15 protein-coding genes are annotated in these 16,067 nt (G+C 69.3%); all 15 read right to left on the bottom strand.

Features of this window, described 5'->3' with window-relative positions; genetic code table 11:
- Positions 1-18: 18 nt before the first annotated feature.
- The gene (gene atpA, locus ACZ7LS_RS08660) at positions 19-1,614 is read right to left on the bottom strand and encodes a F0F1 ATP synthase subunit alpha (RefSeq protein WP_382517750.1); all 1,596 of its coding nucleotides are present in this window, start codon (positions 1,612-1,614) and stop codon (positions 19-21) included.
- Positions 1,615-1,821: 207 nt separating this feature from the next.
- Positions 1,822-2,637 (bottom strand): F0F1 ATP synthase subunit delta, encoded by an 816-nt coding sequence (locus tag ACZ7LS_RS08655; RefSeq protein ID WP_382664980.1) that lies wholly within the window; start codon positions 2,635-2,637, stop codon positions 1,822-1,824.
- Positions 2,634-3,188: a F0F1 ATP synthase subunit B gene (locus ACZ7LS_RS08650; protein WP_129771294.1), complete on the bottom strand. Its 555-nt coding sequence runs from the start codon at positions 3,186-3,188 to the stop codon at positions 2,634-2,636. The genes ACZ7LS_RS08655 and ACZ7LS_RS08650 overlap by 4 nt, the downstream gene beginning before the upstream one ends.
- Positions 3,189-3,229: 41 nt before the next feature.
- Complete coding sequence (atpE, locus tag ACZ7LS_RS08645; protein WP_129771293.1) at positions 3,230-3,475, bottom strand: ATP synthase F0 subunit C; 246 nt, start codon at positions 3,473-3,475, stop codon at positions 3,230-3,232.
- 73 nt (positions 3,476-3,548) lie between these two features.
- A complete protein-coding gene (gene atpB / locus ACZ7LS_RS08640) occupies positions 3,549-4,319 on the bottom strand; it encodes a F0F1 ATP synthase subunit A (RefSeq protein ID WP_129771316.1) in 771 nt (256 codons plus the stop codon).
- 276 nt (positions 4,320-4,595) lie between these two features.
- Complete coding sequence (locus ACZ7LS_RS08635) at positions 4,596-5,033, bottom strand: hypothetical protein (RefSeq protein WP_382875753.1); 438 nt, start codon at positions 5,031-5,033, stop codon at positions 4,596-4,598.
- Positions 5,034-5,306: 273 nt separating this feature from the next.
- Positions 5,307-6,659, bottom strand: a complete 1,353-nt coding sequence (locus ACZ7LS_RS08630; RefSeq protein WP_382517760.1) for an MraY family glycosyltransferase — start codon at positions 6,657-6,659, stop codon at positions 5,307-5,309.
- A 145-nt stretch (positions 6,660-6,804) separates the two neighbouring features.
- Complete coding sequence (locus ACZ7LS_RS08625) at positions 6,805-8,061, bottom strand: serine hydroxymethyltransferase (protein ID WP_385133272.1); 1,257 nt, start codon at positions 8,059-8,061, stop codon at positions 6,805-6,807.
- A gap of 341 nt (positions 8,062-8,402) precedes the next feature.
- Positions 8,403-9,062 (bottom strand): arsenate reductase/protein-tyrosine-phosphatase family protein, encoded by a 660-nt coding sequence (locus ACZ7LS_RS08620; protein WP_382664987.1) that lies wholly within the window; start codon positions 9,060-9,062, stop codon positions 8,403-8,405.
- On the bottom strand, positions 9,059-9,706 hold the full coding sequence (locus tag ACZ7LS_RS08615) for an L-threonylcarbamoyladenylate synthase (protein ID WP_356512124.1): 648 nt from the start codon (positions 9,704-9,706) through the stop codon (positions 9,059-9,061). The genes ACZ7LS_RS08620 and ACZ7LS_RS08615 overlap by 4 nt, the downstream gene beginning before the upstream one ends.
- Before the next feature lie 110 nt (positions 9,707-9,816).
- Positions 9,817-10,656: a peptide chain release factor N(5)-glutamine methyltransferase gene (gene prmC, locus ACZ7LS_RS08610; protein ID WP_382517952.1), complete on the bottom strand. Its 840-nt coding sequence runs from the start codon at positions 10,654-10,656 to the stop codon at positions 9,817-9,819.
- 96 nt (positions 10,657-10,752) lie between these two features.
- Positions 10,753-11,832: a peptide chain release factor 1 gene (gene prfA, locus ACZ7LS_RS08605; RefSeq protein WP_382517767.1), complete on the bottom strand. Its 1,080-nt coding sequence runs from the start codon at positions 11,830-11,832 to the stop codon at positions 10,753-10,755.
- A 98-nt stretch (positions 11,833-11,930) separates the two neighbouring features.
- Entirely contained in the window at positions 11,931-12,155 is a 225-nt protein-coding gene (gene rpmE / locus ACZ7LS_RS08600; protein ID WP_066950131.1) for a 50S ribosomal protein L31, read from the bottom strand.
- A 203-nt stretch (positions 12,156-12,358) separates the two neighbouring features.
- Positions 12,359-13,459 (bottom strand): LCP family protein, encoded by a 1,101-nt coding sequence (locus ACZ7LS_RS08595; protein WP_385133277.1) that lies wholly within the window; start codon positions 13,457-13,459, stop codon positions 12,359-12,361.
- A 398-nt stretch (positions 13,460-13,857) separates the two neighbouring features.
- The gene (gene rho, locus ACZ7LS_RS08590; protein WP_382517772.1) at positions 13,858-15,930 is read right to left on the bottom strand and encodes a transcription termination factor Rho; all 2,073 of its coding nucleotides are present in this window, start codon (positions 15,928-15,930) and stop codon (positions 13,858-13,860) included.
- Positions 15,931-16,067: the final 137 nt, after the last annotated feature.

Genomic DNA, 16,067 nt, shown 5'->3' with positions numbered 1-16,067 from the left:
GTCAGGTCCCTTCCGTCGTCACTTGGAGACGTTGACGGCCGGCGCGTCGTCGCCGAGGAGCTTGCCGTCCGAGGTCTCGAACTGCCGCTTGAAGGCGGTGATGGCGTCCGCGATCGACTGGATCGTGTCGTCGGACATCTTGGCGCCCTCGGCGATGCTGGTCAGGAGGTCCTTGCGCTCACGGCGCAGGTACTCCAGCAGCTCGCTCTCGAAGCGGCGGATGTCGGCGACCGGTACGTCGTCCATCTTGCCGTTGGTGCCGGCCCAGACGGAGACGACCTGCTCCTCCACCGGGAACGGCGCGTACTGCGGCTGCTTCAGCAGCTCGACCATGCGCTTGCCGCGCTCCAGGGAGGCCTTGGAGGCCGCGTCCAGGTCGGAACCGAAGGACGCGAACGCCTCCAGCTCACGGTACTGGGCGAGGTCCACACGCAGTCGGCCGGAGACCTGCCGCATGGCCTTGTGCTGGGCGGAGCCACCGACTCGGGAGACCGAGATACCGACGTTCAGCGCGGGCCGCTGGCCGGCGTTGAACAGGTCGGACTCCAGGAAGCACTGGCCGTCGGTGATGGAGATGACGTTGGTCGGAATGAACGCCGACACGTCGTTGGCCTTCGTCTCGACGATCGGGAGACCCGTCATCGAACCGGCGCCCATGTCGTCGGAGAGCTTGGCGCAGCGCTCCAGCAGACGCGAGTGCAGGTAGAAGACGTCGCCCGGGTAGGCCTCACGGCCCGGCGGACGGCGCAGCAGCAGGGACACGGCGCGGTAGGCGTCGGCCTGCTTCGAGAGGTCGTCGAAGATGATCAGGACGTGCTTGCCCTGGTACATCCAGTGCTGGCCGATGGCCGAGCCGGTGTACGGCGCCAGGTACTTGAAGCCGGCCGGGTCGGACGCGGGGGCGGCGACGATCGTCGTGTACTCAAGGGCGCCCGCCTCCTCCAGCGCACCGCGGACGCCCGCGATGGTGGAGCCCTTCTGGCCGATGGCGACGTAGATGCAGCGGACCTGCTTGTTGGTGTCGCCCGAGCGCCAGTTGTCGCGCTGGTTGATGATCGTGTCGACGGCCAGAGCGGTCTTGCCGGTCTGCCGGTCGCCGATGATCAGCTGACGCTGGCCACGGCCGATCGGCACCATGGCGTCGACAGCCTTGTAGCCGGTCTGCATCGGCTCGTGGACCGACTTGCGGACCATGACGCCCGGGGCCTGCAGCTCCAGGGCGCGGCGGCCTTCGGTCTCGATCTCGCCGAGGCCGTCGATCGGGTTGCCGAGCGGGTCGACGACGCGACCCAGGTAGCCCTCGCCGACGGCGACGGAGAGGACCTCGCCGGTACGGGTGACCGACTGACCCTCCTCGATACCGCTGAACTCGCCGAGGATGATCGAACCGATCTCGCGCTCCTCAAGGTTGAGGGCGAGGCCGAGGGTGCCGTCCTCGAACTTCAGCAGTTCGTTCGCCATGGCCGAGGGCAGACCCTCGACCTTCGCGATGCCGTCACCGGCCACGCTGACCGTACCGACCTCCTCGCGCGAGGCCGCGTCCGGCTTGTACGACTGGACAAAGTTCTCCAGCGCGTCCCGGATCTCCTCCGGCCGGATCGTGAGCTCCGCCATCTGGGTTCCCTGCTCTCCTTGTTGGGCCCGAAGTTTCTTTGGGGGTCTGCGGGTCTGGGGGCGACCCCCAGGAATCTTCTGCAATCTCTGCACGGCCCAACCGGGCCGCTGGTGTTGCTCTGTTCTGTTGCCTGCGTCTGCGTTCTGTTGCCTGCGTCTGCCCGCGTCCGCTGTGCCCGCGTCCGTGGGCGGCTCCGCCGCTCGTCGTCAGCCCGCGAGCCGCCGTTCCGCCTCTTCGAGACGGTCCGCGACGGTGCCGTTGATGACCTCGTCGCCGACGCGCACCGAGATCCCGCCGAGGACCTCGGGGTCCACGTCCAGGTTCAGATGCATCGGGTGGCCGTACAGCCTGGCCAGAGCGGCGCCGAGACGCTGCTTCTGCCCGTCGCTGAGCGGCACGGCCGAGGTGACGACGGCGACCATCCGGTCCCGGCGCGCCGCGGCGAGCCGGGACAGGGTCTGGAGACCCGCTTCCAGGCTACGTCCCCGGGGCCGGGTCACGAGACGCACAACCAGACGCTCGGTGGCCGGATTGGCCCGGCCGCCCAGCAGACCGGCGAGGAGCCCGGTCTTGGCGGTGGCCGTCGCCGACCTGTCGGTCAGCGCGGACCGCAGTGCGGGACTGGACTCGACGATCCGGCCGAACCGGAACAGCTCGTCCTCCACGTCGTCGAGCGAACCGGTCTGCTGCGCGGCGGTGAGCTCGGCGGTCGCCGAGAGCTCCTCCACCGAGTCGACCAGGTCACGCGGCTGCGACCAGCGGGAACGGACCATGCCGGAGACCAGATCGGCGGCGGGACCGCCCACCTGGCCGCTCAGCAGCCGTCCGGCCAGCTCGGCCTTGGCCTCGCCGGCCTGCGCCGGGTCGGTCAGGACCCGACGCAGCGAGACCTCACGGTCGAGCAGCGCGGTCACGGCGGCCAGTTCGTCGGCGAGCTTCGCCGCGTCGACCGACGTGCTGTCGGTCAGCGTGTCGAGACGCTCACGCGCGGCGGCCAGCGCCTCGCGGCTCGCTCCGTTCATCGCGTGGCCTCGGCCTTCGAAGCGCCGTCCTCAAGCTCGTCGAGGAAGCGGTCGATGGTGCGGCTCTGCCGGGCGTGGTCCTCAAGGGACTCCCCGACCAGCTTGCCGGCCAGTTCGGTGGCGAGCTTGCCCACGTCCTGACGCAGCGCGCTGGCCGCGGCCTTGCGGTCGGCCTCGATCTGGGCGTGACCGGCGGCGACGATCTCCTCACGCTGCCGCTGCCCTTCCGCCCTCATCTCCTGGATGATGACGGTGCCCTGCTCGGTCGCCTCCTGGCGGAGACGGGCGGCCTCGTGGCGGGCCTCGGCGAGCTGAGCCTTGTACTGCTCCAGGACGCTTTGCGCCTCGGTCTTGGCCTCCTCCGCCTTCTCGATGCCACCCTCGATGGCCTCGCGACGCTCTTCCAGAACCTTGTTGATGTTCGGGAGGAGCTTCTTGGCGAGGAAGAAGAAGACGATGGCGAAGGCGATCAGCCCGACGAGGAGCTCCGGTCCGGGCGGGATGAGCGGGTTCTGCTGCTCCTCCGCCGCCAGGGATACCAGCGCGTTCACATCAGTGCCTTTCGTCGTAATGGGCTATTCGTCCCAGAACGTCAGCTGCCGTAGACGAACGGCATGACGATGCCGATCAGGGCGAGCGCCTCACAGAAGGCGAAACCGAGGATCTGGTTGGTACGGATCAGGCCGGCGGCCTCGGGCTGACGGGCCAGCGCCTGGGTGCCGTTACCGAAGATGATGCCGACGCCGACGCCGGGGCCGATGGCCGAGAGACCGTAACCGATGGAGCCGAGGGCCTTGAGGTCACCGGTGACGGCGGCGAGGTTCGAGAGAGCGGACATGCCGGTTCTTCCTTCTCTTTCACGGACCGGTGGGGGTTGGCCACCGGACGACAGGGGTGAGTGTGGAGAGGGCTCAGTGGCTCTTGGCCACAGCGCCCTGCAGGTAGGTGCAGGCCAGGAGTACGAAGACGTAGGCCTGGATGGCCTGGACGAACAGCTCGAAGACGATCATGCCCATGGTCATCACGAACGAGACGCCGGCGGCCGGGATCAGGAAGCCGTTCAGCAGGTACCAGCTGGCGACGGTGAACATCACGAGCAGCAGGTGACCGGCGAACATGTTGGCGAAGAGCCGGACCATGTGTGTGAAGGGCCGGACAAGGACGTTCGAGAAGAACTCGATGAGGACGACGAGCGGCAGGACCGGGCCGAGCGACTTGTCGTAGCCGGTGACGTTCTTCAGTCCGCCGACGAAGCCGTGGCGCTTGAACGTCACGGACATCCACATCAGGTACACGATGATCGCGAGACCCGCGGGGTAGGCGATGACGGAGGCGACCGGGAACTGGGCGAGCGGAACGACCGACCAGATGTTCATGATCCAGACGAAGAAGAACAGCGAGACCATGAACGGTACGTACTTCTCGCCCTCGCGCTTGCCCAGCGTCTCGTAGACGATGCCGCGGCGGACGAAGTCGTAACCGGCCTCACCGATCATCTGGACCTTGCCGGGGATCAACTTCGGCTTGTTGAACGCCATCCAGAAGAAGCCGACCACGATCACCGAGGCGAGCAGCGCCAGAAGCATCGTCTTGTTGAAGTAGAAGCCGCCGACCTCGACGATCGGCTTGAAGAGGAAGGAGTGCAGGCCCGGAGCCGGAAAGCCGCAGCCGTTGTCGGCCAAAATGCGGCAACTCCAGTCGAAGGCGAGCGTCGTCTGGTCAGCACTCACCGCGGGCTCCTTCAGAGTGGCGCATAGGTACGGCAACCTCGTTGTGTCGGTGCGGCGCAGGGCCGCGGTTCGGCACCGGACAGGTCTTACAGGTGTGGGAGCGGCAGCTCTCGGGCTTCAAGCCTCGCGTGAGAACAGGCGTCAGCTCGGATGCCCGCGCCCGCAATGCCGCAGTTGGAACCGGACGATAGCAGGGTTCCGAACGGGTACTTATCCCGGCCCTACTCCTCACGCCGACGACCCCGTCTTCTCGGCCTTACCGGCAGACGAAGACTCGGGTTCGACGTAGAGGATCTTGGCCTTCATGTGCGCACGCGCCTGAGCGGAAACCCAAGCGACGGTCGCCACGATCAATGTGATGGCGAACGCCTTCGGGTGGAACAGGGTGGTGTCCTTGAACAGGGCCACGAAGATGAACAGCAACAGCAGCTGGGCCGTATAGAGCATCAGCCCCATCGCCTGGAACAACTGCGGCAGGGACTTCGCCGTCCGCTGGAGGACCACCAGCCCGATGCCCATGAAGAGGATGACCACCAGCGTGCCGACGGCGGCTCCCAGAGCTCCCTTGCCGCCCACGACCACACCGCTGACCACAGCGGCGACAACGCCGACGGCAGCAGTGGGCACGGCGGTGTGAAGGAGGTTCCGGACGTCGTTGGACGGCATGGCGGCAGCTCCGCTGAATGGGTGGGGCAGATGGTGTCGTCATGGACGAGCGTAGGCCCGGTCCGAGAGAGGGTTTCTCGGGCCAACGGACCGTCGCACTACGGTCCTTCGGCTCTGTCGCCGGGTCTCGTGAACAGTATCACAAACTATTTGATGAGGTCTTTACCATGGTGGTGTGCTGACTGTCACACATGAGAGTTACCCCGCGCGTGTGCGCGGGACAGCAGGCGTTGTGTCTGGTATTAGGCCCTGACGAGGGTAATGGCCCCAGGGTCAGTGACTGGAATCGGCCTTGCTTCTGTCGGAAAAACGCGAACGAGCGCCGATGGCGGTCGCCCCGTTGACGCCGGCGGGAACAGGCGTACGCTCCCCCGCCATCGCCTGCGCTCCCAGCGGCTCGGGGACCGGCTCGGCAACGATCTCCTCGTGCGATCCGTCGGGTCCGGCGGCGGCCCGCTTACGGCGCCGGTAGCGCGGCGGTACGAAGGCCTGCGCCCAGAGCGGGGCCCGCGGCGTGAAGCGCGGCAGCAGCAGAAGCACCAGGCCCACGGCGCTCAGGACGACGACGACCGGCAGGATCCACATCGACGCCGAGTGCACCGAGTACAGGACCACTCCGAACGCGATCAGCGCCGACCAGAAGTACATGATCAGGACGGACCTGCTGTGCGAGTGCCCGATCTCCAGCAGCCGGTGGTGGAGATGGCCCCGGTCGGCCGCGAACGGCGACTGGCCGTTCCAGGCGCGGCGTACGACGGCCAGCACCAGGTCCGCGAACGGGATCGCGATGATCGTCAGCGGCAGCAGGAGCGGGATGAAGACCGGCAGGGCCGCGTGCGTGGCCGCGCGTCCCGACCCCTCGAAGACCTTCAGGACGTCCAGATCGACCTGGCCCGTCACGGAGATCGCGCCCGCCGAGAGCACCAGGCCGATCAGCATCGATCCGGAGTCGCCCATGAAGATGCGCGCCGGATGCATGTTGTGCGGCAGGAAGCCCACACACATGCCCATCAGGATGACGGCGAAGAGCGTGGCGGGGGCGGCGGCCTCGATGCCGTACCCGTACCAGAGCCGGTAGGTGTAGAGGAAGAAGGCGGTGGCGGCGATGCAGACCATGCCGGCCGCGAGCCCGTCGAGACCGTCCACGAAGTTGACCGCGTTGATGGTGATCACCACGAGCGCGACGGTGAGCAGCGTGCCCTGCCAGGAGGTCAGCGAGACCATGCCGATTCCGGGCACCGGGATCCACAGGATCGTCAGACCCTGCATGACCATCACACCCGCGGCGATCATCTGGGCGCCCAGCTTGATCAGGGCGTCGATCTCGAACTTGTCGTCGAGGACACCGATCAGCCAGATCAGCGCGGCGCCGGAGAGCAGCGCGCGCGGTTCGTTGGAGAGTTCGAAGACCCCGTTGAGGTTCTGCAGGTTGTCGGCGACGAGCAGTCCGGCGCACAGGCCGAAGAACATGGCGATGCCGCCGAGCCTCGGCGTCGGTTCGCGGTGCACGTCGCGGGCGCGGATCTCCGGCATCGCTCCGGTCGCGATGGCGAACTTCCGCACCGGGCCGGTCAGCAGATAGGTCACCGCAGCCGTCACACAGAGCGTCAGCAGGTAATCACGCACGGGCTGCCCCACAGGAATCGCTGGCCATCTCAGCCCCACACACTAGCCCGCTCCGGATCCGCCGATGGAAACCGAGTCGCGTTATGAGCGAGGACAACGCAATGGACGAGATGGTTGCACGGCTTCCCGCCCCCGGATGTTTCATTCAGGAAAGGGTCGCATACGGAGGAAAACGCCCGGTCAGACTCCGCACTTCACCGCGGATCCCCCGCGTCTTCGCAACATCCTCACCCAGCGCCGCGGTGAAGAGGGCCGCGATCCGGCGCATTTCCGCCTCTCCCATGCCCTGGGTGGTCACCGCGGCGGTGCCCAGCCGGAGGCCCCGGCGGTCCGCGTGGGGCAGCGCGCAGGTGTCCAGCACCACACCGGCGGCGGCCAGCCGGCCGCGGGCCGCTCTGCCGTCCACTCCCAGGGGCGACGGATCGGCGGTGATCAGATGGGTGTCGGTACCACCCGTGGTGATAAGGAAACCCTCCGTGGCCAACGCCTCGGCCAGCGCACGGGCGTTGGCGACGACCCGGTGCGCGTACGCCGTGAACGCGGGGGCCGCGGCCTCCCCGAAGGCGACCCCCTTGGCGGCGATGGTGTGCATCTGCGCGCCGCCCTGCGTGAACGGGAACACGGCCCGGTCGACGCGCTCCGCGTACTCCTCACCGCACAGGATCATTCCGCCGCGCGGCCCGCGCAGCACCTTGTGCGTCGTCGCGCACACGACATCGGCGTACGGCACGGGATTGGGCGCCGCTCCCCCGGCGACCAGCCCGATCGGATGGGCGGCGTCCGCGATCAGATACGCGCCGACGTCGTCGGCGATCTCCCGGAACGTGGCGTAGTCGATATGGCGGGGATAGGAGATCGACCCGCAGACGATGGCCTTGGGCCGGTGTGTCCGCGCCAGCTGGTGCACCTGCGCGTAGTCGATGATCCCGCTCTCCGCGTCGACCCCGTATCCGACGAAGTCGAACCACCGTCCGGAGAAGTTCACGGGCGCGCCATGGGTGAGATGGCCGCCGTACGGCAGCCCCATGGCCAGCACGGTGTCTTCCGGGCGCAGCAGGGCGGCGTACGTGGCGAGGACGGCGGAGGAGCCGGAGTGCGGCTGTACGTTGGCGTGCTCGGCCCCGAAGAGCGCCTTCGCCCGCGCGACGGCGATCCGCTCGGCGGCGTCGACCAGCTCGCAGCCGCCGTGGTGGCGGGCGCCGGGATAGCCCTCGGCGTACTTGTTGGCGAGCGGGGAGCCGAGGGCGGCGAGGACGGCGGGCGAGGTGAAGTTCTCCGCGGCGATGAGCTGAAGACTGTCCGCCTGCCGTCGCGCCTCTCCGAGGATGACCTCGGCCATCTCGGGGTCCTGCCGCCGCAGGACGTCCGGCGCTGTCGTGTGGGGGGCGGTGACGACGGGCATGGCGGACTCCGGACCTCGGAGGGGGTGCGTGCCTTCCAATGTAGGCCGGTGGGGACGCCGATGCGCGACGGGCGACGCGGCTGCCCCGGGCGCCGATCCGTTCCGGGCGCCGTCTTTCCGGCGGCGAGTGAGCCGAAGGGGCGCGCCGACGTCGTAAGGGAGAGCGCGCGGAGGTTCGTGAGGAACGAGCGAATCGAGCACGGTCGACCGTCGACGTTGGCTCAAGGCGCCCCGGAGGCGAACCGAGCCCTCAAAAAAGAGGCCGCGCGGCGGTTGCGCGAACGTAGGCGCTCACGTCTGTCTTGTGCACCCCGGCCCACGACCGGAGGCGAACCGAGCCCTCAAAAAAGAGGCGGCCGCGCCGGTACTCCCGTCAGGGCCGTCACGACCGGGTCCAGCGCCTGGTGGATCTCCTCGCCGATCGAGCGGAAGAACGTGATGGGCGCGCCGTACGGGTCGTAGACCTCGTCCGCCTCCGCCGTGGGCGCCAGCAGCCAGCCGCGCAGCGCGGCCGCAGCGCGGACCAGCGCGCGGGCGCGCTCGACGACCCCCTCGTCGAGGGGGTCGGGCAGGGTCGCCGGGTCTATGGCGCGCACCAGCCGGGTGAACTCCTTGAGCGTGAAGGTGCGCAGCCCCGCGGAGTGCCCCATGGAGATCACCTGGGCGCGGTGGTCGCGGGTCGCGGTGAGGACCAGGTCGGCGCGGATGACGTGTTCGTCGAGCAGTTCGCGGCCGACGAAACCGGAGGCGTCCGCGCCGAAGTCGGCCAGTACGGCTTCGGCGTTGGCCTCCATGGCGGCGCCTTCGTGCCCCCAGGTGCCCGCGCTCTCCACGATCAGGCCGCCGGTGAGCCGTTCGCCGAGGCGGACGGTCAGGGCATGCCGGTTCAGCCGCTCGGTGATCGGCGAGCGGCAGACGTTGCCGGTGCTGACGTGGAGGATGCGGAAGGTGTTGCCGGTGAATGCGGTCTCCGCTATGCCACGCCCCTCAGGGGCGGTCAATTGGCCACCTCAAGGTCGGGTACCACCTTGCGGAGCTCCTCCGCGTCGAGGGCGCCGGCCCGCAGCAGCACCGGGACCTTGCCGGTGACGTCGACGATGGAGGAGGGGACGTTGCCGGGCGTCGGGCCGCCGTCGAGGTAGACGGAGACGGCGTCCCCGAGCATCTCCTGGGCGGCGTCGCAGTCCTCGGGGGCCGGGTGTCCCGTGAGGTTGGCGCTGGAGACGGCCATCGGGCCGACCTCGGTGAGCAGTTCGATGGCGACGGGGTGGAGCGGCATCCGGATGGCGACGGTGCCGCGGGTGTCCCCGAGGTCCCACTGGAGGGACGGCTGGTGCTTGGCGACGAGCGTGAGGGCGCCGGGCCAGAACGCGTCGACCAGTTCCCAGGCCTGCTCGGAGAAGTCGGTGACGAGGCCGTGCAGGGTGTTCGGGGAGCCGATCAGGACAGGGGTGGGCATATTGCGGCCGCGCCCCTTGGCCTCCAGCAGGTCGACGACGGCCTCGGAGCTGAAGGCGTCCGCACCGATCCCGTAGACGGTGTCGGTGGGCAGCACGACCAGCTCACCACGGCGGACGGCCGACGCGGCCTCGCGCAGACCCGTCGTACGGTCGGTCGCGTCGTTGCAGTCGTATCGCCGTGCCATTTAGCCGGCCCTCCTGTGGTGTGATGCCCGGTGGTGTGGTGACCAGTGGTGTGCTGCCCGGTTCGCTGCCGGGACGGCCGCCCGTGCGGCTCTCGGTGCGGCCGGCGCTGTCACGGCATGGCCTTGCGGGCTGTCGCGAAGCGCGGTCGCTTGTTCAGATCGGGGTGGTCGGCGGCGTCGGCCCAGCCGGATTCCTCGCTGAAGATCCACGGCACCTGGCCGCCCTGGGTGTCCGCGTGTTCGACGACGACCAGACCGCCCGGCCGCAGCAGCCGGTGCGCGGTGCGTTCGATGCCGCGGATCGTGTCGAGGCCGTCCTCGCCGGAGAAGAGGGCCATCTCCGGATCGTGGTCACGGGCCTCGGGGGCGACGTACTCCCATTCGGTCAGCGGGATGTACGGCGGGTTGGAGATGACCAGGTCGACCTGGCCGTCGAACTCGGGAAGGGCGCTCAGAGCGTCTCCCCGGTGGACGGTGACCCTGGACCCCTCCGCGTTCTTCCGCGTCCAGGTGAGGGCCTGCTCGGACAGTTCCACGGCGTGTACGCGCGAGCGCGGCACCTCCTGCGCCATGGCGAGCGCGATCGCGCCGGAGCCCGAGCACAGGTCGACGATCAGCGGCTCGACGACGTCCATGGCGCGTACGGCGTCTATCGCCCAGCCGACGACCGATTCGGTCTCCGGGCGCGGCACGAACACGCCGGGGCCCACCTGGAGTTCCAGATAGCGGAAGAAGGCGCGTCCGGTGATGTGCTGGAGCGGCTCGCGGGCCTCACGGCGGGCGACGGCCTCCCAGTAGCGTGCGTCGAAGTCCGCGTCCTTGACGTGGTGCAGCTCTCCCCGCTTGACGCCGTGCACATACGCGGCGAGCTCCTCCGCGTCGAAGCGCGGCGAGGGGACGCCCGCGTCCGCCAGCCGCTGGGTGGCCTGCGCCACCTCGGCGAGCAGCAGGCTGCCGCGGCCGGCGGGCCCGCGACGGAGCCGCTGAGGGTCGCTGTGCCCACCGGGAAGTGGCTGCACGCTGGTTCCTCCGGACTGCGAGAGTGGTTACTGGGCGGCGGCGAGCTTCGCTGCGGAGTCGGCGTCGACACAGGCCTGGATGACGGCGTCCAGCTCTCCGTCGAGCACCTGGTCCAAGTTGTACGCCTTGAACCCGACGCGGTGGTCGGAGATCCGGTTTTCCGGGAAGTTGTATGTCCGGATCTTCTCGGACCTGTCGACCGTCCGCACCTGGCTGCGCCGGGCGTCGGCCGCGTTCTTCTCCGCCTCCTCCTGCGCGGCCGCGAGAAGCCGCGAGCGAAGGATACGCAGTGCCTGCTCCTTGTTCTGGAGCTGGCTCTTCTCGTTCTGGCAGGAGGCGACGACTCCGGTCGGCAGATGGGTGATGCGTACGGCGGAGTCGGTGGTGTTGACGGACTGGCCGCCGGGGCCCGAGGAGCGGTAGACGTCGATCCGCAGATCGTTCGCGTGGATCTCGACGTCGACCTCCTCGGCCTCGGGCGTGACGAGCACACCGGCGGCGGAGGTGTGGATACGGCCCTGCGACTCGGTGGACGGCACGCGCTGGACGCGGTGCACCCCGCCCTCGTACTTCAGCCGCGCCCAGACGCCCTGTCCCGGCTCGGTGGCGCCGTTGCCGCCCTTGGTCTTCACCGCGACCTGGACGTCCTTGTAGCCGCCCAGCTCGGATTCGGTGGCGTCGATGATCTCGGTCTTCCAGCCGACGCGCTCCGCGTACCGCAGATACATGCGCAGCAGGTCACCGGCGAAGAGCGCGGATTCGTCGCCGCCCGCGCCGGCCTTGACCTCAAGGATGACGTCCTTGTCGTCGCTGGGGTCGCGCGGTACGAGCAGCAGGCGGAGCTTCTCGGTCAGCTCTTCGCGCTGCTTCTCCAGTTCCTTGACCTCGGCGGCGAAATCGGGATCGTCGGCCGCGAACTCGCGGGCGGTCACGATGTCCTCGCCGGTCTGCTTCCAGGAGCGGTACGTGCCGATGATCGGGGTGAGCTCGGCGTAACGCTTGTTGAGCTTGCGCGCGTGTCCCTGGTCCGCGTGGACCGACGGGTCGGCGAGCTTCTTCTCCAGATCGGCGTGCTCGCCGATCAGTTCCTCGACCGCCTCGAACATCGGGGGCTCCTGGTTCGTACGTAAGGTGCTTCGGGACGCCAAAGCGCCGGTCTCGGCGCCCCGGATACGGGGCGCCGAGGACCGGCGCGGGTTGCTCGCTACTTCTTGGCGGAGGCGGCGGCCTTGCCGAAGCGGGCCTCGAAGCGGGCCACGCGGCCACCGGTGTCGAGGATCTTCTGCTTGCCCGTGTAGAACGGGTGGCACTCGGAGCAGAGGTCGGCACGGATGGTGCCGGACTCGATGGTGCTCCGGGTGGTGAACGACGCACCGCAGGTGCAGCTGACCTGGGTCTCGACGTACGCGGGGTGGATGTCGCGCTTCAAGGGGTTCTCCTAGGGAACATCCCCGCGCGGAGGCGGGGAGGGCGCCGGGTCGCACGTGCGGAGTGCGCGTGCGTGAACCGGGACCGACGTACCAGTCTGCCAGGACCGGCCGTATCTCCCAAAACGGGGGTACGGCGGAAAGTATTCCGGATTCCGCCGGGCACCTGTGGAAAGCCGGTGCCGATCGCCCGGGGCGGGACCGGTCAGCCGCTCCTGACCACGCCGTTCGCGTCGCCCTGGTCGCCCGCGGAGTCCTTGGTCGCGGAGGCGGGGATGGGCTTGTCCTGCCTGAGCGCCGTCCAGACCTGCCGGGAGGGGGCCTGGAGGGGCAGGACGCGGTTCGGGTCGGCGGGGTCGTACTGGACCGGGAGCGTGATCATCTTGACGTCCTTGGCCCCGAGGTCCTTGAGCCCGTCGGCGAATCCGATCAGCTTGTCGACCGAGTCGAGCTGGGTGTCGGGGGTGATCGCGCGGGTGGCGGTGTCGGCGAGGTCGTAGAGCTTCTTCGGGTTGCTGAACACGCCGATGCTCTTGACCTGCTCGATCAGCGCCTTGATGAACGCCTGCTGGAGCTCTATCCGCCCCAGGTCGCTGCCGTCGCCGACGCTGTGGCGGGTCCGTACGAGACCGAGGGACTGCTCACCGTCGAGGGTGTGGGTGCCGGGTGCCAGCTTCAGATGGCTCTTGGGGTCGTCGATGGCCCGCGTGGTGGTGATCTTCACGCCGCCGAGCTGGTCGACGAGCTTCTTGAAGCCGGTGAAGTCGACCTCGATGTAGTGGTCCATGCGGATGCCGGACATCTTCTCGACGGTCTTCACGGCGCAGGCGGGGCCGCCGACCTCGTACGCCGTGTTGAACATGGCCATCGGCGCGGCGGGCACGGCGGCGCCCCTGGAGTCGGTGCACTCGGGGCGGTCGATCAGGGTGTCCCGCGGTACGGAGACGACGCTGGCCGTCTTGTGGCCCTTGTAGACGTGGACGATCATCGCGGTGTCGGAGCGGGCGCCGCCGCCGTCCGTGCCGTACGCGGCGTTCGCGCCGGACCGGGAGTCCGAGCCGAGGACGAGGATGTCCTCGGAGCCGTTGTCGGCGTTGGCCGGGCGGTCGCCGCCGAGCTGGGCGTTGATGTCGACGCCCAGGAGGTTGCCGTTGAGCTTGTAGTAGACGTAACCGAGCCCGGATCCGCCGAGGAGGACCAGCCCCGCCGCCGACCACGCCACGATGGCGGTCGTGCGCCGGCGCTTGCCCGAGGTCTTGCGGCGCTTGCCGCCGCCGCGTATTCGGCTGTCGCTCCGGTCGGTCATGATCTCCCTCTGTCCGTCGTGCCGGTTCCGTTACCTCCCGCCGTGCGATGTGGGACGTTTCGTCGCCACTTGTACAGACAGTGAAGCACCAAGAAGGGTTGCACAGCATGCTGTGGCCGTCCCGGCGGAACGGGCGGCGGCGCCTGCCGGGGCGCTGCGCCGACCGGGTGGCGTCGCCCGTGGTCACCTGTGTCTTCGGCGTACGGAGCCGCCCACGGGCGGTTCAGGGCCGGTCCAGGGGGGTGTGGCGAAGGTCTCCGGGCGGCCGTCACCGGAAAGCGGCGGGCCCGGAGACGGAAAACCGCCCCCTCGCCGGAGCGAGGGGGCGGTTTCTGTGTCCATCCGACCTGGTCAGGCCGGTTCAGCCCGGTCGGTCATTACTGGCCCATAGTTACCCGTCAGTCGTTGCCGTTGCCGTTTCCGGGGCCCGGCGTCGTCTTCTGGATCTGGAGCAGGAACTCCGCGTTCGACTTCGTCTGCTTCATCTTGTCCAGCAGCAGCTCGATCGCCTGCTGCTGGTCGAGGGCGTGCAGCACCCGGCGCAGCTTCCAGACGACGGCCAGCTCGTCGCTGCCGAGCAGGATCTCTTCCTTACGCGTGCTGGACGCGTCCACGTCCACCGCCGGGAAGATGCGCTTGTCGGAGAGCTTCCGGTCGAGCTTGAGCTCCATGTTGCCGGTGCCCTTGAACTCCTCGAAGATCACCTCGTCCATGCGCGAGCCGGTCTCGACCAGCGCGGTGGCCAGGATGGTCAGCGAGCCGCCGTCCTCGATGTTGCGCGCCGCGCCGAAGAAGCGCTTCGGCGGGTAGAGCGCGGTCGAGTCGACACCACCGGACAGGATGCGTCCGGAGGCGGGAGCCGCGAGGTTGTACGCACGGCCCAGACGGGTGATGGAGTCCAGCAGGACGACCACGTCGTGACCCAGCTCGACGAGACGCTTGGCGCGCTCGATGGCCAGCTCGGCGACGGTGGTGTGGTCCTCGGCCGGGCGGTCGAAGGTCGAGGAGATGACCTCGCCCTTGACCGAGCGCTGCATGTCGGTGACCTCTTCAGGGCGCTCGTCGACGAGGACGACCATCAGATGGCACTCGGGGCTGTTGACCGTGATCGCGTTGGCGATGGCCTGGAGGATCATGGTCTTACCGGTCTTCGGCGGGGCCACGATCAGACCGCGCTGGCCCTTGCCGATGGGGGCGACCAGGTCGATGATCCGCGTCGTCAGCACACCCGGGTCGGTCTCCAGCCGGAGCCGGTCCTGCGGGTAGAGCGGCGTCAGCTTCTGGAACTCCGGTCGGCCACGGCCGGTTTCGGGCGCCATGCCGTTGACGGAGTCGAGGCGGACCAGCGCGTTGAACTTCTCGCGGCGCTCGCCTTCCTTCGGCTGGCGCACCGCGCCGGTGACGTGGTCGCCCTTGCGCAGGCCGTTCTTGCGGACCTGGGCGAGCGAGACGTACACGTCGTTCGGACCGGGCAGGTAGCCGGAGGTCCTGATGAACGCGTAGTTGTCGAGGATGTCGAGGATGCCCGCGACGGGGATCAGCACATCGTCGTCGGCGACCTGCGGCTCGCCGGGCCCGAACTCGTCGCGCCCACGGCGGCCACGGCGGTCGCGGTAGCGCCCGCGACGGCCGCGACGGCCGCCCGCCTCGTCGTCGAAGTCGTCCTGCGGGCCGGTGTTCTGGCCGCCGCCCTGGCTCTGGCCCTGGCCGCCGCCGCGGTTGTCGCGCTGCTGGCGCCCGCCGCCCTGCTGCTGACCGCCCTGGCCGCCCTGCTGGTCGTCGCCCTTGCCCCGCCGGTCGCGCTGGCGGTCACGGCGGTCGCCGCGCTCGCCGCGGTCACGGTCGCCTCGCTGGCCGCGGTCCTGGCGCTCGCCGCGCCGGCCGTCGGCCTCGGCCTGCGCCGAGCCGCCGGCGGACGCGGAGACGGCCGCCTCGGCCTTGGCGTCGGGCTGGGCCTCGACCTTCACGTCGGCCGGGGCCTCGGCCCTGGCGTCCGTGCTGGTCTCGGGGCTTCCCGCCTGCGCGGTGGCCCTGCGACGGCGGCGCTCGCCCGCGGGCTGGTCGTCACTGGCGGGCTGACCGGGGATGTCGATCTGCTGCTGGGCCACGGCCTTGTCTGCCTTGCCGGACTTCTCCTCGGCGGCCTCGCCCGTACGGGCCTTGGAGGTCGCGCGCCGCTTCGGCTTGGTCTCGGCGTCCGCGCTGCCGGAGTCGGCGCTCTTGGCGGCGGACGAGCCCCCGGCCTGCGCCTCCTTGATGACCTCGATCAGCTGGCTCTTGCGCATCCGCGCGGTGCCCCTGATGCCGAGGCCTGACGCGACCTGCTGCAGCTCGGCCAGGACCATGCCCTCGAGGCCGGTGCCGGAGCGGCGGCGCCGTGCGGTGGTGCCAGTGGCAGCACCTTCGGCGGGCGCGGTCGTGTCGACAGTGCTGTCGGCAGTCACGCCCATCAGATCGGTGGTGTCGCTCACGAAGGGTCCTTCCCTGGAGCGGACGTCGGCCTTCTGGCTCGGCGACCGGTTGTGCTGTCCGACTGCGGTCCTGTCTTGTGGACCGTGCCGGGGCGGTGGTCCCGCCGGGTATGGCGGAGAGATCTGCAAACGTGCGT

Source organism: Streptomyces sp. NPDC039430, assembly GCF_055639435.1.
Note: the sequence above shows the minus strand (reverse complement) of the source record. Positions and strands in the feature narration are given on the sequence as shown.

What these genes read in the sequence shown, in the direction of transcription:
- ACZ7LS_RS08635 (WP_382875753.1), bottom strand. Translation starts at nt 5,033, where the DNA reads ATGCCGTCCAACGACGTCCGGAACCTCCTTCACACCGCCGTGCCCACT.
- atpA (WP_382517750.1), bottom strand. Translation starts at nt 1,614, where the DNA reads ATGGCGGAGCTCACGATCCGGCCGGAGGAGATCCGGGACGCGCTGGAG.
- ACZ7LS_RS08625 (WP_385133272.1), bottom strand. Translation starts at nt 8,061, where the DNA reads ATGCCCGTCGTCACCGCCCCCCACACGACAGCGCCGGACGTCCTGCGG.
- atpE (WP_129771293.1), bottom strand. Translation starts at nt 3,475, where the DNA reads ATGTCCGCTCTCTCGAACCTCGCCGCCGTCACCGGTGACCTCAAGGCC.
- ACZ7LS_RS08655 (WP_382664980.1), bottom strand. Translation starts at nt 2,637, where the DNA reads ATGAACGGAGCGAGCCGCGAGGCGCTGGCCGCCGCGCGTGAGCGTCTC.
- prfA (WP_382517767.1), bottom strand. Translation starts at nt 11,832, where the DNA reads ATGTTCGAGGCGGTCGAGGAACTGATCGGCGAGCACGCCGATCTGGAG.
- ACZ7LS_RS08615 (WP_356512124.1), bottom strand. Translation starts at nt 9,706, where the DNA reads ATGGCACGGCGATACGACTGCAACGACGCGACCGACCGTACGACGGGT.
- ACZ7LS_RS08595 (WP_385133277.1), bottom strand. Translation starts at nt 13,459, where the DNA reads ATGACCGACCGGAGCGACAGCCGAATACGCGGCGGCGGCAAGCGCCGC.